This window comes from Sodalis sp. RH19 (assembly GCF_047324215.1).
In the GTDB taxonomy this organism is placed as follows: Bacteria; Pseudomonadota; Gammaproteobacteria; order Enterobacterales; family Enterobacteriaceae; genus Acerihabitans.
In genome coordinates this window covers 1404780-1427681 of the sequence record NZ_CP178734.1, presented here as the reverse complement: position 1 = coordinate 1427681, position 22902 = coordinate 1404780, and the positions used below count along the sequence as shown (strand labels likewise).

The 22902-nt window shown below is 46.9% G+C and carries 20 protein-coding genes; 6 read left to right on the top strand and 14 right to left on the bottom strand.

Annotation, left to right across the window (positions count from 1 at the left end):
• Positions 1-26 precede the first annotated feature (26 nt).
• The 3 genes from ACL2XF_RS06420 to ACL2XF_RS06410 are packed head-to-tail and all read right to left on the bottom strand — an operon-like array spanning position 27 to position 1836.
• Positions 27-809: a 2-keto-4-pentenoate hydratase gene (locus tag ACL2XF_RS06420; RefSeq protein WP_413728259.1), complete on the bottom strand. Its 783-nt coding sequence runs from the start codon at positions 807-809 to the stop codon at positions 27-29.
• Positions 806-1627 (bottom strand): 2-keto-4-pentenoate hydratase, encoded by an 822-nt coding sequence (locus tag ACL2XF_RS06415; protein ID WP_413728258.1) that lies wholly within the window; start codon positions 1625-1627, stop codon positions 806-808. Before ACL2XF_RS06415 ends, ACL2XF_RS06420 begins: the two co-directional genes overlap by 4 nt.
• Positions 1624-1836, bottom strand: a complete 213-nt coding sequence (locus tag ACL2XF_RS06410; protein WP_132921094.1) for a tautomerase family protein — start codon at positions 1834-1836, stop codon at positions 1624-1626. The genes ACL2XF_RS06415 and ACL2XF_RS06410 overlap by 4 nt, the downstream gene beginning before the upstream one ends.
• 539 nt (positions 1837-2375) lie before the next feature.
• On the opposite strand from ACL2XF_RS06410, the gene ACL2XF_RS06405 reads away from it, so the two are divergent.
• Positions 2376-3266: a LysR substrate-binding domain-containing protein gene (locus tag ACL2XF_RS06405; RefSeq protein ID WP_413728257.1), complete on the top strand. Its 891-nt coding sequence runs from the start codon at positions 2376-2378 to the stop codon at positions 3264-3266.
• A gap of 252 nt (positions 3267-3518) precedes the next feature.
• On the opposite strand, the gene ACL2XF_RS06400 is transcribed toward ACL2XF_RS06405, so the two are convergent.
• The 8 genes from ACL2XF_RS06400 to ACL2XF_RS06365 form a co-directional block, all read right to left on the bottom strand.
• The gene (locus ACL2XF_RS06400) at positions 3519-3701 is read right to left on the bottom strand and encodes an IclR family transcriptional regulator C-terminal domain-containing protein (RefSeq protein WP_413728777.1); all 183 of its coding nucleotides are present in this window, start codon (positions 3699-3701) and stop codon (positions 3519-3521) included.
• A 117-nt stretch (positions 3702-3818) separates the two neighbouring features.
• Positions 3819-4112: a hypothetical protein gene (locus ACL2XF_RS06395; protein WP_413728256.1), complete on the bottom strand. Its 294-nt coding sequence runs from the start codon at positions 4110-4112 to the stop codon at positions 3819-3821.
• Between the two features lie 356 nt (positions 4113-4468).
• The gene (locus ACL2XF_RS06390) at positions 4469-5842 is read right to left on the bottom strand and encodes an MFS transporter (protein ID WP_413728255.1); all 1374 of its coding nucleotides are present in this window, start codon (positions 5840-5842) and stop codon (positions 4469-4471) included.
• A gap of 44 nt (positions 5843-5886) precedes the next feature.
• Positions 5887-7953: an FAD-binding protein gene (locus tag ACL2XF_RS06385; protein WP_132921089.1), complete on the bottom strand. Its 2067-nt coding sequence runs from the start codon at positions 7951-7953 to the stop codon at positions 5887-5889.
• A 129-nt stretch (positions 7954-8082) separates the two neighbouring features.
• The gene (locus tag ACL2XF_RS06380; RefSeq protein WP_413728254.1) at positions 8083-9681 is read right to left on the bottom strand and encodes a GMC family oxidoreductase; all 1599 of its coding nucleotides are present in this window, start codon (positions 9679-9681) and stop codon (positions 8083-8085) included.
• A 90-nt stretch (positions 9682-9771) separates the two neighbouring features.
• Positions 9772-11289 carry an aldehyde dehydrogenase family protein gene (locus ACL2XF_RS06375; RefSeq protein WP_413728253.1) on the bottom strand — a complete coding sequence of 506 codons (1518 nt, stop codon included), beginning with the start codon at positions 11287-11289 and terminating at the stop codon, positions 9772-9774.
• 1 nt (position 11290) lies between these two features.
• Positions 11291-12076 carry an enoyl-CoA hydratase/isomerase family protein gene (locus tag ACL2XF_RS06370; RefSeq protein ID WP_413728252.1) on the bottom strand — a complete coding sequence of 262 codons (786 nt, stop codon included), beginning with the start codon at positions 12074-12076 and terminating at the stop codon, positions 11291-11293.
• Complete coding sequence (locus ACL2XF_RS06365) at positions 12066-13658, bottom strand: acyl CoA:acetate/3-ketoacid CoA transferase (protein ID WP_413728251.1); 1593 nt, start codon at positions 13656-13658, stop codon at positions 12066-12068. The genes ACL2XF_RS06370 and ACL2XF_RS06365 overlap by 11 nt, the downstream gene beginning before the upstream one ends.
• Before the next feature lie 352 nt (positions 13659-14010).
• On the opposite strand from ACL2XF_RS06365, the gene ACL2XF_RS06360 reads away from it, so the two are divergent.
• The gene (locus ACL2XF_RS06360; protein WP_243701378.1) at positions 14011-15201 is read left to right on the top strand and encodes a LacI family DNA-binding transcriptional regulator; all 1191 of its coding nucleotides are present in this window, start codon (positions 14011-14013) and stop codon (positions 15199-15201) included.
• Here the strand turns inward: ACL2XF_RS06360 and ACL2XF_RS06355 are convergent.
• Positions 15168-15707 (bottom strand): flavodoxin, encoded by a 540-nt coding sequence (locus ACL2XF_RS06355; RefSeq protein ID WP_413728250.1) that lies wholly within the window; start codon positions 15705-15707, stop codon positions 15168-15170. The genes ACL2XF_RS06360 and ACL2XF_RS06355 overlap by 34 nt on opposite strands.
• Positions 15708-16202: 495 nt before the next feature.
• Entirely contained in the window at positions 16203-17093 is an 891-nt protein-coding gene (locus ACL2XF_RS06350) for a helix-turn-helix domain-containing protein (protein ID WP_132921082.1), read from the bottom strand.
• Between the two features lie 247 nt (positions 17094-17340).
• Between ACL2XF_RS06350 and ACL2XF_RS06345 the strand changes: the two genes are divergently transcribed.
• From ACL2XF_RS06345 to ACL2XF_RS06335, 3 genes are read left to right on the top strand one after another with little or no spacing between them, the layout of a single operon-like run.
• Positions 17341-18642 (top strand): sugar MFS transporter, encoded by a 1302-nt coding sequence (locus ACL2XF_RS06345; protein ID WP_132921081.1) that lies wholly within the window; start codon positions 17341-17343, stop codon positions 18640-18642.
• On the top strand, positions 18642-19640 hold the full coding sequence (locus ACL2XF_RS06340; RefSeq protein ID WP_413728249.1) for a Gfo/Idh/MocA family protein: 999 nt from the start codon (positions 18642-18644) through the stop codon (positions 19638-19640). Before ACL2XF_RS06345 ends, ACL2XF_RS06340 begins: the two co-directional genes overlap by 1 nt.
• A 2-nt stretch (positions 19641-19642) precedes the next feature.
• Positions 19643-21196 (top strand): GMC oxidoreductase, encoded by a 1554-nt coding sequence (locus ACL2XF_RS06335; RefSeq protein ID WP_413728248.1) that lies wholly within the window; start codon positions 19643-19645, stop codon positions 21194-21196.
• Positions 21197-21439: 243 nt separating this feature from the next.
• Here the strand turns inward: ACL2XF_RS06335 and ACL2XF_RS06330 are convergent, their stop codons facing one another.
• A complete protein-coding gene (locus tag ACL2XF_RS06330; protein ID WP_413728247.1) occupies positions 21440-22345 on the bottom strand; it encodes a LysR family transcriptional regulator in 906 nt (301 codons plus the stop codon).
• A 100-nt stretch (positions 22346-22445) separates the two neighbouring features.
• Between ACL2XF_RS06330 and ACL2XF_RS06325 the strand changes: the two genes are divergently transcribed.
• Positions 22446-22856 carry a DoxX family protein gene (locus tag ACL2XF_RS06325; protein WP_413728246.1) on the top strand — a complete coding sequence of 137 codons (411 nt, stop codon included), beginning with the start codon at positions 22446-22448 and terminating at the stop codon, positions 22854-22856.
• Positions 22857-22902 lie beyond the last annotated feature (46 nt).

Below are 22902 nucleotides of genomic sequence, written 5' to 3'. Positions count from 1 at the left end.
CTGTCGAACCTGGCCGGGCGCGCTACTCATTCAGCATCAGATGAAGGTGAGAGACGGAATCCGGCGCTGCCCAATCGCTCCATATCAACTGAAATATATTGTCCCGCTTCAATCCAGTCTGCGGAGGTAGCGCCGCCGGCCATCACTATCCAGCCCTCCTGCAAGGGTTCGTTCGCCTCCGCGGCAAGGCGTGCGGCGGCCACCAGCGAGCGTAGCGGATGGCCGAGCAGCGCCGCGGTGGAACCCACCTGCATCACACGTCCGTTAATATTCAACGTGAGGCCCAGATTGGAAAAATCGATATGCGGATCGCACCATGGCCCGATGACAAAACCGCTTGATGATGCGTTGTCAGCGATCACTTCCGGTAAAGTGAAACGAAAATCTTTATAGCGGGAATCGATAATTTCCAGCGCGGGGGCTATCGCTTCTACCGCGGCCAGCGCCTGTGGGCCGGTTACGTTGCCCGCCAGGGTTTTTTTCAAAATAAACGCAATTTCCGGTTCACAGCGCGGGCGCACAAACCGTGAAATGTCTATTGCTGAACCTTCCTCGATTTGCATCCCTCCGGTGAGCCGGCCCCAAATCACATCGGACAGGCCCATCTGCAGCATCTTTGCCCGGCTGGTGAAGCCCATTTTTACCCCGACGCGCCGTTCCCCTCGGGCTTCACGGCATTTAACCACCGCAGATTGAATGGCGTAGGCCTGCTCAAGAGATAAATGCCCCTCGGGATCAAACTGGCCGATTGCCGTCCCGTTGCGCGCGGCCTGATCGAGCAGCGTTGCGATTTCTGTTACCTGGCTCATGCCGTCACCTCATGATTTTCTTCATTATCCCGAGCCTCAAATACCGCCCGAACCGTACCCAGGCCATTGATGCGCGCAGTAAAAATGTCACCCGGCGCCACCAGAGCCATCGGTCCCAGCGCCCCCGAAAGTACGACATCACCCTCTTTCAATGGGGTCCCCAGGCTGCTCATGGTCCGGGCCAGCCAGACCACAGCGTTAATAGGGTTGCCGAGACAGGCGGCGCCGGCGCCTACACTGACCGGATTGCCATGCTGCTCCAGCACCATGCCGCACAAACGCAGATCGAACTCGGAGATAAGGCGCGGGCTGGTACCCAATACAAAAGCGGACGAGGAAGCGTTATCCGCAATCGTATCCGTGATGCGGATTTTCCAGTTGGCGATGCGGCTGCCGACAATCTCCAGTGCCGGCAACGCATATTCAATAGCGTTAATCACATCCAGATGGCCGGGATGGGTCACCGTGATATCGCGCCCCATGACAAAAGCAATCTCCGCTTCAATCTTGGGCTGCGCCAAAATCGATGAAGGGATGGGTTCGCCGTCGCCGTATTGCATGTTGTCCAATAAAACGCCGAAATCCGGTGTGTCGACACCGAGCTGCTGCTGTACTGCTTTGGAGGTCAGGCCAATCTTGCAGCCCACTATGCGATGGCCTGAGGCGACCTGTCTTTCGATGTTCATCTGTTGAATGGCATAGGCGTCGGTAATTGATAAATCGCTATACCTTTCGCTGAGCGGAGAGAGGTATTCCCTCGTTTCCCCGGCGGTGAAAAGTGCTCTCGCCGCCTCTTCAATCATGTCGCGCGATATCATTTGGTATTGCCTCCGGTCACGGGTTGCATTTCATCTTTGGTGCGGTCCCCGACGGCCCAATGCGTCGCCGGGACGACCGTGGCATACACGCGAATACTCTCCAACGGCGCCCCGGTGCTTTCATGCACCGCGCGGGCAACGCTTTTCAGACAGGTTTTAATGACGTCATCGCTGCGTCCTTCCACAAAAGAAATATGAACAACAGGCATGGTAATTCCCCTTTTATCTGTAGCGATTAGACCTATCCGCCATTTACCATGGATGTTAAATCCTGACCTTGTTATCAGTAATTTGACGGATCCTTATGGTGGAATCATAGTGAGGGCGTTAACCTGCGACCAATACCGAATTTATGATTTACGATACGGGTTGAGTATTGCCCTGGGATCACATTGAAGACAGCCATCAGGCCTATCCGCGGACGTGCAGAAATGCCGGCGGTGGTTCGCCGGGGCAGCCTGCTTCACCGGTAAATTATGGTTTTTCTAACAAAATGTTAACGTTATGAACGTCCAAGTCGATACGGATGGGTAATAAAAATTTCGCTGCGTGAGACCTGATCGAGGAATGCTGTACAGTCCGACAGACAATAAAATATGCCGGTGCTATGTCACATTTTTATCCGATTGAGGCTGGAAATCAGGTCGACAAAATTGTGAAGCAGTTAACATTTCTATCTCAAGGCCTGTCATGGGTTATGCCATGAGCTTAATAGAAGGCCGGAATGTGTGGATGAAAAGGAAAAGATATGGAAATTAAACAGATGCGTTACTTTCTTGCCCTGGCGCAGGAAAATAATTTCGGTCGCGCGGCTGAACGTTTGCATATCACCCAGCCGCCCTTGACGCGGCAAATCCATACGCTGGAAGAAGAATTAGGCACGCCATTATTCATCCGTACCAATAAAGGGGTTGAATTAACCGAAGCTGGACAAGCTCTGCTGGCGGAAGTGCCGAATATTCTCGCCCTGTCCAAGCGCGCGGAACAACAGGCACAGCTTGCCGGCAGCGGGTATATCGGCAGGCTCGATGTCGGCATTTTTACCTCCGGGGTGCTGAACATCATCCCGCGGTTACTGGCTGATTTCCATGCGTTGCGCCCGGAAGTGAAGATCGGTTTGTACAGCATGTCGAAAACCGAGCAAATCGCCGCATTGCATGAACGGCGCATTACCATCGGCTTTAATCGGTTAGTGCCTTATGACGAAGATATCGCAGTGGACTGGGTACAGCGGGAGCCTTATTTGGTCGCGCTCTATGAAGAGCATCCCCTGTGCAAAAAGAAGGTGCTCACACTGCGCGACTTGGACAATGAACCGATGATTCTCTATCCCGATGCGCCGGTCGCCGGTTTGATCGACGTGATCGCGGACGCATTCCGGGCCGAAAAAGCAGCGTTGCGTATCGAGCAAAAAGTGGAGGACGTGGTGACCTGCATCGCGCTGGTGGCCAGCCGCTTTGGTATCTGCGTGACAACGGCTTCTGCCAGTAATTTGCGTTTGCCCGGCGTAGTGTACCGGCCATTGAAATCAGCACATTTAAAAGATATTGAGCTGAGCTGCCTCTATCGCCGGGAAGATAATTCTCCTATTTTACGCGCTTTCCTGGCGTTGATTAAAACGTCACGAGTCGGTCAATGAGCATAGGCCTATGGGTCTTCAATACGTGCTCGGAAACCTTATTCAAAAATTGAATTCCCATTTGTAGCCCATGATGCGGGAAATTTCACGCGCGGCATTGAGTAAGGCAGCGATATTTTTGTCGCTATGCTATTTCGGTAAATAATGGATTGAGCCAATGATGGCAATAATGCCGAACAGGTGGCCGCTAGCCTGGAAAAAGGGGCGCCGAAAAGCATTGATTCCCACGTACAGTTCTTCCGGCGCATCAGCCTAGCCCCGTTTGCGAATCAACGCCAACTCTTCGCGCAATTTATCCGGCGACGTAATCGTGCGGGAAGTCTGGAAAGGAAGCGGCATGGAAAGATAACGTTCGGCCAGCGAGGACGGCCCAAAAGCCAGCACGATTCTCCCCTGCGCCACCGAGTTCAGCTCAATTCTTGAGCCTAGCCGCAGCGAAATTCCCAGCTGGTTCGTCCCATTAATAAAGTTTTATAACTAAAACCACTTAAATAGATATTGATTTTTACCTAGCTAATCGACATAAAAAATTCAGAAAAAAATGATCTAACTTCAATCCTTGTTATGCTCATCGCTTATTTGTTGGCAGCGAGTATAAATTGTTTTTATTTTCTCTTCAAAGCATGAGCTATCGCCACAGTTCAGTTCTGCGCGTAACCAAGAAATTTCATTATAGATAATTTTATGAAAAATTTTCTTTTCTTGAGCATTTTTTAGCCAGCGATGAATATATAGTTTCATTGCATTATCAGTCATGAGCATTTTATCCCTTTTGGCAATTTTTATAGCAATGAGTAAACAATAATAAAAATGAGTAATCAGGATAATTTTTTGCTTATTTTCCATGATTTGGCACCATGTTTTCAGCTAAACCCCAGAACATCCAACTATATAGGCTAAATAGGCTAAGGAAGGTTCCCTATGTCTGGGTTTAGGCAGCGCTGCATGCCGAAAATCACTTCAAGGACCGACATGTTCCATATGAAGATTAAAACACCTCCGAACGAAATATAAATTGATTTTAATCAACCATTTCGATCAAATGTGGCCTGTTCATCTTTAAAACAAGCGCTACCTCACAATTCCCATTTTTTTAGCGAAACAATATCTTCCCTAGCTAATCACTAGAGGGGTTAAACATACTCGCCACAGCAAGCATTCCTCTTACACCATGTGTTTAATGAATTTCATGCGGTGTAGTATTATATTTGATAATCCTTCTCAACGTTGGCACTACTGGTATTAATACCAATCATTTTTTTATTTATGAGCACAGCAAGGGAGCACATAAAAAGCGGGATGGCGAGGAAGTAGAACATAGAAATAGCCTGAATGCCCGTTGCTAGAATCAACCCGCCAATGTAGGCACCAAAGATGGCTCCTGTTCTGCCAATAGCCGTCATTGTACTGGTTCCTGTTGCTCTTATTAATGTTGGATAATAACTAGAAGATAATGACGTCCAGCCAGTATTAACAGAATTTACCGTAACGCCCAGAAAGAAGGCTAAGAAACCGATTATCATGAGATTATAATGAAATTGCGTTAACAACAGAGAAAAGACAACTGCCCCAAGCAAGCCGAAATACATCGTCCGGTGGTAACCTTGTTTATCCATCAGCCAGCCAATTGAAATATTACCTAAAGTGCCGCCAATTTGTGCTATAGCACCAATTAAAGCCGCATCTGAAAGGGTAAAACCACTTTCTCTAATTAATACAGGCATCCAGTTGCTTAAGAAATTAACGCACATCAGGTTCATAAACAAACCAAGCCATAGGCTAAGTGTACAATATAAATATGGCCTCTTTAAAATCTCAATAAGAGTGAATTTCCGGGGAGATAAATTCACATGAGTTATATTTTCTTTAAAATGAATCAGCTCTATATTTTCGCTATGATTTTTAGTTAATTTATTCACAATAGATTGCACATAATCTCTTTTTTTATTTTTTTCCAAAAGATATTGTATAGACTCTGGAAGAAAGAAGATTATTAGTATCAATGAGACAATTGGAAGTATCCCGCCCGTTATAAAAACACCTTGCCAGCCGAAAATTGGCACAACGATTTTTGCTATAAGTCCCACCAAAGCGCTGCCTAATGTTATACCGCAATATATTACACATATCATTGTGGATTTATATTTTACAGGGGCATACTCAGCTATCAGCGTAGCAATATTGGGCTGAGCTGCGCCGAGCCCCAAACCGGTAAAGAACCGCAAAATAATAAGTATATCTACATTTGGTGAATAAGCCGATAAAATAGATAGCAGTCCAAAAAATAATACGGCGCAAAAGATGACTTTTTTTCGTCCAAAACGGTCTGCTACAGTACCTCCAATCAGAACCCCGCAAGCCAAACCGATCAAACCAGAACTCATTACAATACCCATAACTTCATGGTTCACCTTCCATTCATCCATGATGGAGGATGCGACAAAACCCATGATGGTCATATCGAAGCCATCTAATGTCAGGATTAATAAACAAATTAATGTTAAGTAAATGTGAAATCTTAGTAAGGGTTGTGATTCGAGAAACTGCCGAAGTTCTGAAGCATTAGAAATTTTCATGATTCTACCCAAATAAGCATAATTTGTAAGAAAAGAGACAAATATTAGTAAATATTGCCCATTAACCAATCTGGCCAATTTTTCTCGAAAAATATTCTAGAGAGATCCACCGGTGGGTTTACTGGTCGGTTAAAATTATAAAAACTTTCGCCATTCCAACGGATAAGGTATTTTTTAAGTCTATCATTTTCGTTTTCCTGCCGGAATCGCCATTTTTCAATGAGGTCGTCTCGGCCGTTCGGAACCCCGTCACCTTTTGGATCAAGGATAATGCGTGCGCCTCGGCTTCCGCCGCCAGCACTTATATAATCATCAAGCATAGAAAAAATGGCAGCAGATGTGATGGCAAAATGACGCCATAAAATAGCCTCAGTCAACTGAGTCAAACTGTTTATGTGTATTCCATTTTCGATGACCTGCTTCATGGTCATCAATGCCGCAGAACATTCATTACCTGTTTCCTGGGCTGACACGACAAAACCAGCCTTATCGGTCATTCTGTCACGAATAATCTTGCGTAGTTCATCTAAAGGTACAGCAGATTCTGAGAGTGAATTGTCCGCCCACCTTTTAACATCACTAATAGCAATTTCGGCTTGGATTAGATCAACAGACTCGTTCACACTGGTTGACACATCATGTGCAATTTTTTGCGCTACCCTGACACCAAATACTTGGCCCGAATTTAAAGCTGCGCCACCTGGTCGGGTGACACCATGAGTACCGGCCACTTCTCCAAGAGCAAAGCAGCCGCGCAGGCTTGATTCACCCCAGATATCCACATCTATTCCGCCATTCATATGTTGGTTATTGACAGAAAATTCAAGAGGAGCAGCAGTAATGTCATGGCCATGCATTGCATAAAGTTCTATTGCCAGCGGGTTCATACGTTTAAGCCGCTGGAACGGGAGACTATCTTTACAGCCATTATTATTTAAATAGGTCTGTACGTCTGGGTCCAATCTTTCAAGTGAAAATGGCAAATCATCATGCACAGGAACCGGATTACGGTTAAAGTCCATATAGACACGATGACCTTTACGTTTTTGTTCGTCTATAGCCATGTCGATCAAACTTGAACCATAATCCAATGTACGCGTTGCATGGAATGGCCACTGGTACCCTTTGCGAAATATATTTGATGCCAACTCACAGGTTGTCCGATAATAATCAGCCAAAAAATTATGTTCTTTTCCTGTATCGTCTACAGAATAGATATAAGGAATCACTTGCACATAAGTTCCGGAAAGATTCCATGGAAAAGCTGTCCGGGGGGTTCCTATACCAAATTGACTTTCAATGATATTTGTTAATTTAAGCCCAGCTTCGAGCGCCAACCCGAGCGATCCATAACACTTTTTGGGATAAACACTATCACGATACATATCGCCCGGACCGCCCGTGGCTAACACCACATAGGGTGCGTCGATAATTCCCAATCGATACGCATTGTGAGCGGCACTGCTGGTGCTGATCAATAAACCGGTACAGTTTTCATCTCCATTGGCTTTTTTTTTCTTCAGCAATTGCAAGGCCGTAGCACCAGTTAGTAAAGGGATACCTAACCGCTTAGTCTCTTCAAGTAAGACCTTTACCATAAGACGGGAAGTTCGCGGACCGCAACTTGTTGCTCTACCTGCTTCATCATGATCCGTCTGGTAACGCAGAATCGAACCATAGCGGTCTTCCGGAATTTCGAGCCCCAGGAATTGTAGTCCCGCAAGAGTATGAATGGACCCTACTGCCTCCACGTAGGCGATATCTTTATCCATACCGCCCCCCGAGCTGAGAGCATCTGCGAGATGATGGAAGTTATCGCCATTCTTCGCTGTTGCCGCAGTAAACAATGTTTGTTTATCCGAGCCTGAGCACGCGGATGTCCCCATATACAGGCCAGAGGTAGCCAGCAGCACATTAATATTTTTTCGTTTCAGCTCTACGGCGGCACGTAATCCGGCTGCTCCGGTTCCGACAACAACTGCGTCATAACGGTAAAGAGGTATATTCATTCCCTCAATATTTAGGACTTCATCTTCCCTGACCTTATTGAACCCTTTCGGGAAATCGACCTGTGTCAGGTTGTTAAGAATTTGCTGACTGACAATACTCATGTTTATTCCTGATAAAACATATTACGGGTGGCCAAAATAAGCACATATGCCTTGCATGCCGTAAATAAATAATGACGATGAAGTAGAACTCAAATATCGGAATGGCAATTGGTATGGTGAATTGAACCGCTATCGGCCTCCAAGTATGAGATCCGCTGCTTTCTCAGCAAGCATGATGGTCGGCGCGTTGGTATTGCTGCTCGGTACGCGGGGAATGACCGATGAGTCAGTAATTCTCAGTCTATCGATACCAAATACTTTTAGATTTTCATCAACCACTGCCTGACTATCGCCGTTAATCCCCATACGGCAGGTCCCCACCGGATGATGATCTGTTTTGGCGTTCGCACAGGCATATGCAAACAATTCCTGCTCAGTTTTGACCTGAGGTCCAGGCAAGTGAATAGCCTTTATAAAGGGTTTAAGGGCATCCTGGGAAAGGATCTCTCTGACCTGATTCAGACCGCGAATGGACATCTCCCGGTCATAAGGATCCGCCCAGTAGTTCGGGTCAATAAGTGGTGCCGTCAGTGGATCACTGTCCGCAAGCCGCAACGTTCCACGCGAACGAGGCCTGAGAAAGGCTGAATTAAGGGTGACGCCAGAGTTTTTCATCTGTTCCACACCGGCCTCTATGCCCGATCCCAAGCCGAGGTGAAACTGAACATCGGGCGAGCGCGCGTTTTTATCCAAGTACCAGAACCCACCAGTTTCAAACAAGCTTGAAGCAACGGGCCCTTTTTTCAATAGTAAATATTGCAGACCGGCCCAGGCAGCATAATGCGGCTTGAGGTAGGGGTCGTAGGTGTGATCGCCGGTACATTCAGCAATAGCGAAAAGATCAAGGTGATCCTGTAAATTATTGCCCACACCTTCAAGATTAAGAATGACGTTTATTCCCAATTGTTCAAGATGGCCAGCAGGACCGATACCAGACAGCATTAACATTTTTGGTGAGCCGAACGCACCGGCAGAAAGAATAACTTCCCGTTCGGCCCTGACTACCTGTTTTGAACTACCGGATTTGGCCGCAATTTCCACGCCAGTGGCCCTATTGTCTTCAACAATAATTCGAAGCGTTAACGTATTGAGCATAACGGTAAGATTTGGTCTTGACTGGGCAGGACGTAAATAAGCTACTGACGTTGAGGAACGCCTGGCATTGAGCTGGGTTAACTGGTAATAACCAAGGCCGTCTTGCTTCTCGCCATTAAAATCAGGATTGAAAGGTATTGATAGCTCCTGGCCCGCCTGAAAAAAAGCTTCACATATCGGTAATGGGCTAATAGGATTAGAAACACCAAGTGGCCCTTTATAATCATGATATTCATTGACAAATCGCTGATTTTTTTCCGCTTTTTTAAAATAGGGCAAAACATCCTTATAAGCCCATCCTTTTACACCATAGGTTTCTTCCCACTCGTCATAGTCATAACGAGAGCCTCTCGTATAAACCTGCGCATTAATAGAGGAACCGCCACCGATGACCTTAGCCTGGGTAAAACGCAAAACACGATTATTCAGGTGTTTTTGAGGAACAGTATGCCACCCCCAACTGCCCAGCCCTTTGGTCATTTTGGCGAATCCGGCAGGCATACTAAACAATGGATTCTTATCCCCTCCGCCAGCTTCGATTAAAAGAACTTTATTATTGGTGTCTTCGCTAAGGCGATTCGCCAGCACACAACCCGCAGAGCCGCCCCCGATGATGATATAATCGTATTTCACTTTTAACCTCATATAATCGGTATGTAGCTACCAGGACGCTGGCAGCCAAATATTCGGCAAATCTTTATTATTCGAAATAGCGCCTGGCTATTACTTGCCGTTTTTTAACCACCAGTTGGTTCTAGACCCGCTATGCAGCTGTATTGTTTTTTGTTCGGTATAGTCTTCAACAGCATGTTTACCTAATTCCCGGCCCAGGCCCGACTGTTTAAAACCGCCGAAAGGTAATTCAGCAAAACCGTCAAGGAAGGTATTTACCCACACCGTGCCTGCATGAATTTTTCGTGCAGCTTCAAGGCAAATATCAATATCTTTACTCCAGACGGCGGCGGAAAGACCATAGCAGGTGTCATTGGCAATGCTAATCGCCTGATCCTTATCATCGAATGTCAGCACTGACAGCACAGGACCGAACACCTCTTCACGGGCAATATCCATATCAGGTTTTACTTTGCTGACGATGGTCGGTTCAAGGAAAATACCTTTATCCGTCGTGATGCGCTTACCTCCAAGCAGAACTTCGGCGCCCTTTTCTCTGGCGGTCTTGATGGCTTGCTCAATGGTGTTTAACTGATTGTTATTGATTATGGCGCCAACTTTTACTTCAGGATGCAGCGGGTCACCAACAGGTACCTGTCTGGCCTTTTCCACGACCGCCCTGACAAATGTATCGGCAATCTCTTTATGCACCAGAATACGGCTGCCACTATTACAACACTCACCAGCATTAAAATAGACACCAAAAACCACCGCATCCACAGCCGCCTCCCAGTCACAATCAGGGAAGATGATTTGCGGATTCTTGCCGCCGAGTTCGAGAGATACTTTTTTCAGCTGTCGACCAGCTTCTGCCGCAATATGGCGCCCTACACGTGTGGAGCCTGTAAATGAAATCATATCGACATGTTCATGCGTAACCATCGGGCCACCGACTTTATCCCCCAGCCCCGTCACAATGTTCACAACCCCACGCGGCAATCCGGCCTGCTGCATGATCTCACCCAGCATCAGCGTTGTGCCATTTGTAAATTCACTGGGTTTAATAATCGCGGTACAACCCGCGGCAAGGGCAAAAGGCAATTTTTGGCTCAAAATCCATATCGGGAAGTTCCAGGGTGTGATCATCGACACCACACCCACAGGCTGGCGGATAACCACCCCCAACGTAGCATCACCCAGCGAGTTATAGCTTTCGCCGTGTAAAGTTCGAGCTAACGAGGCGGCATAACGCCATAGGTCAACACACCCGCTGACTTCCCCTCGTGCCTGGGTCAACGGCTTGCCTGTTTCCAGACATTCGATCATGGCCATTTCTTCGACCCGGGCGGCGATGCCATCGGCGACCTTAAGCAAAATGTCGGCGCGTTCTTTACCAGAAAGCGATGACCAATCTCCTTTATCGAAAGCACGTCGAGCTGAGGAAATCGCCAGGTCGACATCTTCACGGCTTCCGTCAGGGTAATTCCCCACCACAATGCCATGGGCAGGACCGATACGGTCAACGCGCGCCCGGGAAACAGAGTCGCAAAACTCCCCGTTGATCAGCATCAACCCATTGTAAGGCTTATAATTAGCCAGGATGGTCTCATCGGCTTTCAGAAAATTCATTTTATTCTCCCTGGTAAAGTGCTTTGCGTCTTTCTGAGAAACTGGCCATTCCTTCTTTTGCATCCCTTGTCGTTGCGGACAAGGCGCCGGCCAATGCTTCGAGCGTCATTGCGGTATCGTTACCCAGCCCGGCATCAATAATCTGGCGGGTGAGTTGGACCGCTACAGGGGCCTGAGTGCTGATTTTCTCTGCCAAAGCCAAGGCACTGTTCAGCACGTCCCCTTGCGCGCAAATTTCCTGTACCAGGCCGATATCCAAGGCACGTTGTGCATCCATCCGAATGCCGGTCAGGGCAAGGTACTTAACCTGGCCGGGACCGATAAGCTGCACCAAACGTTGAGTGCCGGACCATCCAGGACAGGTAGCGATACCCGCTTCAGGTAGGGCAAAGGTTGCGGTAGAATCGCAAACACGGATATCGCTGGTGGCCAGCAACTCCAGACCACCGCCAAAAGCATGACCGTTAATTGCTGCAATGACGGGGATACGTAACGCTGCCCAGCGATCAAAAACCCGGTGCCCCTTTCGGACCCATTTTCGCCACATATCCAAAGGGGCCAGAGAAGACCAGATACCGATGTCCGCCCCCACGCAGAAAGCCCGATTGCCCGATGCCGTCAGGATGGCAACACGCAATGATGGGGTATCCTCAATTTCATCAGCAACTCGGTTTAACTCCCCGAGCATAAAGGGGGTCAGCGCATTCAATTTTTCCGGGCGGCAAAGGGTGACAATGGCTATATTATCTTGTATTTCCAGCAACACGCTGCCGTGGTTATCGGCCATGATTGACCTCCGATAGTGTCAGATCCATAGGACATTCAACAAAAATGCGGTTGTCCATTTCCTTTATATTTTCAGAGACCAGGAGAGGAAAATCGGCCTGAGAAAGGATGTCGTTATCCAGATCCATACCCGGTGCTATTTCTGTTACCATAAGACCGTCGGAAGTCAGCTTCATCACACACCGTTCCGTCACATAGGTCACATCCTGACCGCGCTCAATTGCCATGCGGCCGCTGAAAGTAACGTGATCAACATCATTGATGAATTTGCGCGTTTTTCCTTCCAGCTCAATGATCAGTTGGCCATCGTCAATACGCTGTTTTGCTCCCGCCTTAAAGTAGCCTGAGAACACTAATTTTTTGGCATGCGTTGTTATATCCACAAAACCACCACAACCAGCGGTTAGATAGGGTTTGCCAGGCAGTTTAGAGACGTTAACATTGCCGTATTGATCGATTTGCAGGAATGAAAGCAGCGCAATATCAAATCCGCCGCCTTGGAAATAGGTAAACTGTGTGGAGGCCGGCACTATTGCATCAGCATTCGCGGCGCAACCAAATGCAAACCCCAGCAGAGGCATACCGCCTACTGCACCCTGCTCGATCACCCAGGTAACGTCCCCGTTCATACCTTCTTCAAGGAGAATACGCGGAATATTTGCAGAGATACCAAAGCCAAGATTGGCAGTCATGCCTTTCTGTAGTTGCATGGCTGCACGGCGTGCAATTACTTTTTCCGTCCCCCACGGCGCGATCTCGAAAGCACTTTCTGGATGAAAAATTTCGCCGCTTATAGCCGGATCATACTGCACCATCGTGGTCTGCATCTGATCCGGGGCTACCACGACATAATCGACCAGGTTACAGGGAACGTGAACATGATGGGGCTTGAGCGTACCTGCTTTAGTCAGGCGTTTAACCTGGGCGATAACAATACCGCCGTTGTTGCGCACGGCTAAAGCCTGATCGACGGCCCCCAATACACCACCTTCATGCTCAAAGGAGAGATTTCCTCGTTCATCCGACGTGGTGGCCCGGATGATTGCCACATTTGGGACTAGAGGATGGAAATGAAGCCATGTTTCATTGGCGAACTCAATTTTTGAGACCAGCGGCTCGGCTTCGGCCAGGGCATTCATGGCGCAGCCTTGCCGATCAGGGTCGACAAAGGTATCAAGGCCCACCTTAGTTAGCACACCGGGTCTTTTTGCCGCTGCGTCTTTGTGCAGATCAAATAATACCCCGCTTGGCACGTTGTAACCTGCGATCTCATTTTCCACTATCATCCGCCAAATGTTAGGCATGGGTAGGGATGAGGGGCCACTGGGAAGAGAACCCGCGATCACTTTTTTAATCAGACCTGGCTTGGCCAGATGCTCAATGCCTGGGATACCATACATATCGCCGGCGGCGATAGGATGAATCATCGTTAGATTTACCGGCTGGCCTTCCACTTCATAACGCTTACCCAGGGCTCCTAACACAGCATCCGGGCAGTTTAAACCACTGGCTGAGCTAACGGTTATATAAGCGTTATCAGGAATTAAGGCTGCTGCTTTTTGCGCTGTAATGAGTTTTTTCATGGCCTTCACGTATTAAAGATCTTAGGAACCGCAAAACAGAAAATCTGAACCCTGCTTTGCCCGTCATACAATTCTGTGGTTTTGATAAAGCCCAGTAGGACTAAACATTAATTTTTAAAAATAAACTTATAAATCAAAAGTAAAAACCGATTTCAGGCCCTAACATCTCAATCCGATTCATATAATTATGGTGAGGATTGCTGGTAATCAGAGCCAGCTCGTTGTAAAAAATTTGCCTTAACGGGGTCAAAAAAATCAAAATCGAATCGTTCTAGTTTTTTTTGGAACGTTCCAAAAGACTAATACTGTAAGATTTCCGTGTCAATCATGTTAAACACTTATATTTGAAAATTTGATCAGTGTCGCAAAGCTCAATGTAAGACGTAGAAGACTGATAGCAAGCGGCTTAACCTCAAGCGAGGTAGTAGATTTTGCTTCTTTAGCGGTTTACTCTTACGACAACTTTGCACTGTTGGGGAAAAATGTGGTTCTTTCAGCACAAGATGGAAAAGCGACGATCATGGATATTGCTCGCGCTGCAGGCGTGTCGAAATCTACGGTTTCTCTTGTATTGAACAATAGCCCGTTGGTAAAGCCGCTGACGGCAGAAAAAGTAAAAAACGCGGCTGAAAAGCTCGGCTATGTCTATAACCGTAGCGCCGCTAGCCTGCGCCAGGGCACGAGTAACGTTGTCGCTATGGTAGTGAATGACCTGACGAATTCTTTCTTTGTTGAACTGCTAATCGGCGCAGAAAGAAAGTTATTAGAATCCGGTTTTATTACCCTGCTCTCTCACACAGGAGAGGACATTAAACTGCAGGCGCAGGTTCTGTCATCAATGCGGGAACAGAAAGCGGCCGGCCTGATTCTTTGCCCAGCGCTTTATACCCCGCCTGAACTCGCTATAACGCTAAAAAAATGGGGCATGCCTTTCGTAACCGTTATGCGTTCCTTGAATGATGAAGAATCTGATTTTATTGGCTGTGACAATTATCAAGGAATCAAGCTTGCTACCCAGCATCTTGTCAATCTAGGGCATACTGATATTGCGTTTATCGGCCGTAATAGGACTAACAGCGTCAGTGTGGTCAGGCAGGATGGCTATGAGGACTGCCTGAGAGAGAATAATATCAGGATTCATTCTCCCTGGATTATTGCGAGTAAAATCAGTATGCAGGACGGTAAAGTCGCTATACGCAGACTCCTGGCATTGAAAAAACGGCCTACGGCCGTTGTGTGTTATAACGATTTGATCGCAATCGGCGTGCTCAATGAGATCGGTGAGCAGGGGTTGACTGCAGGCAGAGACATCGCGGTGGTCGGCAGCGACGGTGTTGCCATGGCTGGTTTCTGCAATCCCCCTCTTACTACTGTTGCCTTACATAGCCACAAGGTCGGTGAACTGGCGAGTCAGATACTGTTAGAAAGAGTAAAAAATCCTGATGCGCCAGTAGTGAAGCAGCTTTTAAAACCCGAGCTCATCGTGCGCAAATCCTGTGGTGCAGATATTCAGTCGAAAAGTCTTTCTCCTGACGCTTCCTGATAATCTTTTACCAACTGCTTGTGCCAAGTCTGGATACGCGTAGCGGTCTCTTTGTCCTGATTGGCATCATCTAGTGCCAGACCGACAAAAAACGTCGCATTATCTGTCAAGGCACGGGACTGTGAAAACTGGTACCCCTCCGTAGGCCAATATCCCAGAGGAAAAGCCCCTAGCGCAAGTAGACGTGAATGCAGGTCGCCCATTGCGTCTTGGAACCAAGCACTATAGCCAAGCTGATCGCCCATACCGAAAATGGCAAAATACTTACCCTCAATTTTCAGATTATCAAGTTCGCCCCAGCGTTCCTGCCAGTCTTCCTGTACCCCACCGTAATCCCAGGTGGATATACCAAAGATGATCAGAGAATAGCCCTCAACAACATCCACGGTATCGTCCACAGCGTTGTAAATATCGCAGCATCCTTCTGGGAAACAATCAAAAATTCTCTCAGCCGCCATTTCGGTAAATCCGGTGCTGGAACCGAAATAAATACAAACTTTGCCCATAGACATCCCCTTTACTTATCGCCATAATTCAGATTGAATCGACAACAGCAAAAAAAATCAACCTTTTTTTATACTCTATCTAACTTTATGTTTAAGATAAAAACACTAGAGAGTTTATTTTTTCCGATTAAAAAGGCGTTTGAATAACGAAAAAATTCACATCATAAAGATGATATTAAAAAAATAAGTCATAATGTTATTTAATTTTTTACTTTGAAAAGATATTTTAATATTTCTGTAAAATACAAAAAAACATACATCTAAACCAATCACCTTAATATTTTTATCATGTTACAAAAAAGTTTAATTTATTTAAGATAAAATTAATTGGATTAATAAACCTCTTCCGTTATAAATAAGCAAGCGCTTAGAATATGGATTACGATTAATCACGATGACTCAAAAAATTTTATCTTAAGTGATAATGATCACCATGCGCATTTACAAATTTCACTCTCTAACCTTTATATTTATACAAAGAGGTGCTCAATCGAATTAAGCTAATCTCTTTTCATCCGAAAAACGCAAATAGAATCCTTTCCGCCAGGCACTGGGCGTTGTGTGCTTGTATTCTCTGAAATGTCGATTAAATAGTGCCAATGATGAGTACCCGACTTCTTCTGCGATTAACGAGATCGGTTTCTTGCTGATTATTAGTAGGTTACATGCATGATTGATACGTAACTGATTAATATACTCCGTCGCCGTTCTATTGGTATGCTTCTTGAACATTCGGTGAAATGCAGAAATACTGACGCAGGCCATCTCAGCCAGCGTGTCGATTTTAATTCTTTCGCTATAGTTATCATGGATATAAGCGATTAACTGGTTAACCCTCTCATCCTTAAAGTTTTTGTTTAGCGTCGGTTTGGCTTCAGAAACATTAATAAACTCCATCTTTGAATCTTTGGTCATTTTGTAAAGAATGGTGATAAAACGAATTAACCGCTCTGGCCCCTCGTCTGACGCCATGGAAATAATGTCTTCACGAAGAGAGGTAGCGATATTAAGGCTAAAAATCACAGACTGCTGACCAATATCTCGAAAAATCTTCAATGGGGTCATCTCAGGAAAAGTCGTGATAATTTTCTCAATCCATTCAGTGCTGAACCACATGACCACCGCACGATGTGGCTCTGAGGGATTTATTTTCCCATAAGAATGCCAGGAGTGCGGAACATTTGGTCCAAGCAGCACTAAATCATTATCACTGTAGCTTCGAATTTCACTACCAAGATACTTTCTGCCATAGCTATTCAACGTCAGAGTAATTTCATATTCAGGGTGATGGTGCCAGAGGAAAGGGATCCCCTTATCTAGTATACGGTCAAACAGTGACCATGATGAGTTCATATCTATCTGAACTTTTTCATATTGTGGTTTCATAAATCCCCTCGGTTCATAAACGCCATAATAGTACTAGAAACGGAGATTATAGCACTTAACTGAAATGATTAAATCGTCGATCCTTGATCAACAGAGTTATGTTCAACTCAATTGAATATCGAGGTTAATGTTAATTTTCAATTGTTGTTACTCCATTGAAAACTTTGAAAATATGCCATCAACCTTAACAAAAATATTACTTTTAAATCAAAAATGTGATCGTGATCATAAAAAAGGATAACGCCCGATGAGTAGCTCTACGATTATATCCACTGAGCCAGTGAGCACTGATAGCCCAGACTATTCAAAACTCAAGATAATGGTTTACTTCTTGTTTTTCATTTTTGGCAGCATTACCAGCTTGAATGATGTTTTGATACCTAAATTGAAACACCTTTTCAGCTTAAGTTATACGGAAGCCATGCTGGTGCAGTCTTCGTTCTTCTTCGCCTACTTTATCGCCTCGATACCCGCAGGCTTACTGATAATCAAAATGGGCTATATGCGCGCGGCCACTATGGGCTTAGTCACCATGGCCACCGGTTGTCTGCTGTTTATTCCCGCTACCCATGTAGCACAATTTTACGCTTTCCTTTCGGCGCTTTTTATATTAGCTGTTGGGGTTACCTTTATACAGGTTGTAGCCAATCCGCTCATCTCGATGTTGGGGAGCACGCATAGTGCGCATAGCCGGATTACCTTTGGCCATGCATTCAATTCTGTGGGTACTACCGTCGCTCCTTACGTAGGTTCACTGTTTATCCTGGGCAGTCTTTCGCAGGTGGACAGTTCCACATTATCTGGTGATGCCCTGAAAACCTTTTTGGCAAAAGAAGCCACCGTTATTAGCAACACTTACCTGGGAATTGCCATTTTACTTACCGCCATCGCAATGATCATATGGAGCTTTCGCAAAGCGATACCCCCCATACAATACAGCCATAGCATTAATCCCTTTTCAGCGTTTGATTTATTTAAAAGACCAAGATATCTCTTTGGTTTTATTTGCCTTTTTCTGTACGTTGGCGCAGAAGTAGCTATCGGCAGTGTCTTAGTCAGTTTTTTAATGCAATCATCTGTTTTCGGCTTCAGTGCTGAAGTGGCCGGCAAACACGTCGCATTTTATTGGGGTGGCGCCATGGTCGGTCGCTTTATTGGCGCAATGATGATGCGTTATGTTGCACCGGGTAAATTGTTATCCTGCGCAGCCATTGCCATTATTCTTCTGATTACCTATGCCACACTCAGCCACGGCGCCGCTGCCGGCTGGTCAGTACTGGCAATTGGCTTCTTCAATTCTATAATGTTCCCTACCATATTTTCACTTGCATCTGAAGGTCTAGGCAAACGTGCGGCCGAAGGTTCGGGGTTGATATGTTGTGCCATCGTCGGTGGCGCGGTTATTCCACCGATTACGGGCTTTACCGCCGATATATCAAGTTTAACCCTATCACTCTTTGTCCCCGCAATCTGCTATTTGGGCATTTGTCTGTTTGGCATATTTACAACGAAAGCTCGTCAATACCAACCCTCTGCGGGAGATAAATAATGAAATGGGCACTAATCGGTTGCAGTAATATTGCAAGAGAATGGGTTTACGACGCAATTAACGCTGTCGGGGATAGTGTGGAATATATTGTCAGTAGCGACCTGGCTCGCGCCAGCGCTTTTGCTGCCGAACATAATATCCCGAACCCAACTGATGATTTGTTGGTTGCACTACGCGATCCAGATGTCACCGCCGTGTATATTTCCACCAAAAATCATCTTCACTGTAGCCAGGCGTTATCTGCAATTGCATACAATAAGCATGTTATGTGTGAAAAGCCCATTGCGCTGACAGCGGACGATGCTTATCAAATGCTTATGGCAGCGCAGCAACAAAATGTGGTTTTAGCTGTGAATCACCATCTCAGGAATGCCGCGTCAATAAAAAAAATACGCGAAATAATAAAAAGCGGGATCATTGGCCAGATTCTTACCGTCAGCCTACGACATGCAGTTTATCTTCCTGAAAGTTTGCGAGGCTGGAGAATCCATGATAAGGAAAATGGCGGAGGTGTGATTTTGGATATTACCGTCCATGATGCTGATACCCTGCGTTTTATACTTGATGATGACCCGGTTTCAGTTTCTGCAATGGCTCAGTCGGGTACACTCAGCAACGGCGATATTCCTGAGAGTGTGATGGGGATAATGCGCTTCAAGTCCGGCATTCTGGTTAATTTTTATGATTCTTTTACCGCAAAATATGCACAGACCGGATTGGACATTATCGGTACCGAAGGGTCAATTATCGCTAAAGATATCATGACGCAAAATCCTCGCGGTGAGATCTACCTTGTTAATCAGGATGGCTGCAATCCGATCACTATCCACCATGAGAACCTTTATGAGAATTCCTTCAGGCAGTTCAAGGACGCGGTGCAGCATGGACAGGCTCCCGCGGCTTCAAGTGAAGATGGTCAATGGTCTTTGACCATCGGACTGGCGGTGAATGAAGCCGCGTGCAGTGGTAAAACAGTGACCGTTGCAATCAAGGAGTGAACATGCGTTCTGACATTCCTGCCCCTGATATTCTTATTATTGGTTCAGGCATTGGCGGAGCCACTATGGCTGCCGCACTGGCTCCGACTGGAGCCAGTATCTTGATTCTGGAAGCGGGGAAACAGATTATTGACTCTCCCCATAACAGCGATCAGGTGAGTATTTTCCAACATAATTATTTTAAACCTGATGAAGAATGGTTTGACCAAAACATGAAACCTTTTCGCCCGGGTAATTATTATAATATAGGGGGCAATTCCAAATTCTATGGCGCAGTACTGGCACGTTATCGCAAAGAAGATTTTGAAGAAATGCAGCATCTTGATGGTGTTTCTCCCGCCTGGCCATTCGCCTACAACGTTCTGGAGCCTTGGTATAGTAAAGCCGAACAACTTTATCAGGTACGTGGCAACTTTGCCGAGGACCCAAGCGAACCGCACCATTCCTTGGCTTACCCCTACCCGCCGATACCGGATGAACCCTGTATTCGTTCAGTAAGGGATAAACTGATCGCCTTAGGATTAAAACCCTATTCATTGCCTCTCGGCGTTGATATCGATCAATGGCGTAAAACCCGCAACACCCCATGGGATGCACATCCCCATTTCTTTGAGGGAAAAATGGATGCGGAGACCGCAGCGTTAAGCCAGGCGCTGAAATATGGCAATGTCCAGATTCAAACGGAAAGTAAAGTAGTGAGGCTGAACGCCTGTCAGACTACGGGTAAAATTACAGACGTTGAATTTATCTGCCAAGGTGTTCATCAGAAAATAAAATCGCCATTGGTGATACTCTCAGCCGGCGCCATTCATTCAGCCGTATTGCTGTTGCGTTCATCCAGTGATCACTACCCTGCCGGACTGGCAAACAGCTCAGATATGGTAGGTCGCAATTTTATGAATCATAATGCTTCAGCGTTGATTGCTTTCAGTCCCACGTTCAACAACGACTCTTTTTATCAAAAAACTTTTGGATTAAATGATTTCTATCTGTCAGATCCCGAGCTGAGTTGCCCGCTGGGCAATATACAGTTACTGGGTCGGGTTTCAGAAAATATCTTGAAAAGTAGCCTACAGAGAGTTCCTAAATGTGCCTTACGCTATTTATCGAAACATAGCATTGATTTTTATGCCATGAGCGAAGATCTTCCCGAACGTGACAATCGCGTAATGATTGAGGGGGATAAAATTATCCTCAAATGGAAACGCAATAACTGGCGGTCACATATGTTGTTGGTTAAGCGGATGAAAAAGGCTCTAAAGTCCTGCGGCTTCCCGTTGGTATTCAGTAAACCTTTCGACAAAAGAACACCTTCTCATCAATGCGGTACCGTACGCATGGGAGTGGATCCTAAGCTCTCACCCCTAGATCCTTTTTGCCGCGCCTGGAACCATGACAACCTGTTCGTCGTAGATGCCAGTTTCATGCCCACCTCAGCAGCGGTTAATCCCTCTCTGACTATCGCTGCTCAAGCTTTGCGCGTGGCCGATGAAATCATCCGCAGTGAAAGACTGGCCAGCGTGACAAGTATGGAAAACAGCGTGGGCACTGGCTGATATCACGGATTAGGCCATGGCCTGTAATGCAATCTGATCAAAACCAACATCCATGCTCTGCCGACATCAACCAAGCACTGAGGATTGGTATCAGGCGGAGCGAAAGGGGATTAGCAACAATATCACTTACCGGTCTCGTGGATATCGCCGCAACGTTGATCGATGGTTTGAACTACCTTGTGTCACCAAGGCTATATGTTCGATGAACAAGAACGCGATGTTATTATTACAGCGTTGTTGTAGTCATCGAAATACGGCAGATGTCCCAGGCGCAAAGGCATTGACCAGCCAGTCGATGAAACTGCGTACTTTAGGTGCCAAATGGTTGCGACTAGTATACACCGCATAGACGCCGACCGGCGGCGGCGACCAGTCCGGCAGCACCTGCACCAAACGCCCCTCGGCCAGCGCCTCACCGACCACGAATTCCGGCTCACGAACGATACCCATGCCAGCGAGCGCCGCCTCTCGCAACAAATAGCCGTTGTTGGCGCGCAGAGCCCCATCTACCCGCACAATGACCTTGCCGGACGGACCATGCAGGCTCCAGTTCTCACCGCCCAGCACATAGCTGTAAGCCAGGCATTCATGTCCAGCCAGATCGGCAGGTATTAAGGGCGTGCCGGCACGGGCGAGATATTCAGGCGAGGCACAGAGCAATACTCTGGAATCGGTCAGTTTACGCGCGATTAGATTAGGCGCGGGCTGATTGGTGATGCGGATAGACACGTCGAAGCCTTCTTCAACCATGTCTACCATGCGATCGCTCAGCGACAAGTCTAACTTTACCTGCGGATACTGGGCATTGTAACCGGCCAATACTGCACCCAGGCATTCTACGCCGAAACCGACCGGCGCGTTAACGCGCAATAATCCCGCAGGCACCAGGGTATGGGAGCTAACTTCTGCCTCAATATCGTCAAGCTCGGCCACTAACTGTACTACGCGCTGATAGTAAGCCGCGCCGGCGCTGGTCAGGCTGACTCTGCGTGTTGTGCGATTGAGTAACCGGGTGTTCAGCCGTTTCTCCAAGGCGACGATTTGACGCGTGACACTCACGCTAGAGAGATCCATCGCGTCGGCGGCGGCGCTAAAACCACTGTGCTCGGCGACGGCAATAAACACGCGCATGGCTTCGATAGTGTCCATTATTACACTTTATGAAATAAATAATTAATTGTAGCCATATTTATCTCTCTAGTCGATCTCAATAAGCTAAAACCACATTCCCGATTGGCTGGAGACCTCAATGAACACAGACTTCTCTTTGCGACTGAGCGCGTATGGCGCCGCGCTATTGCGCATCACCTTGGGCGCGCTATTTCTCTCCCATGGACTCACCAAACTGCTGGTATCCACACCGGCCGGCACCTCGGCCTTCTTTCAGTCCATTGGCCTTCCCGGCTGGTTAGCTTATTTGACCATGGCCATCGAGCTTGGCCTCGGCGTGGCGCTGGTATTAGGAACCTATGCTCGCTGGCTGGGGTTGATCGGCGTGCCCTTGCTGTTGGGCACGATAGTCAGTGTGCACGGTGCCAACGGTTTCAGCTTTGCCAATGCCGGCGGTGGCTGGGAGTATCCCGCAGTGTGGGCAGTGATGCTGGTCGTTCTGGCGCTGGTCGGTGAGGGGGCCTTTGCATTACGGGCGTCGAACCAGTGAAAAGTATTACGCCGACTATTTAAGACATTCTATGTCACCCAGGATT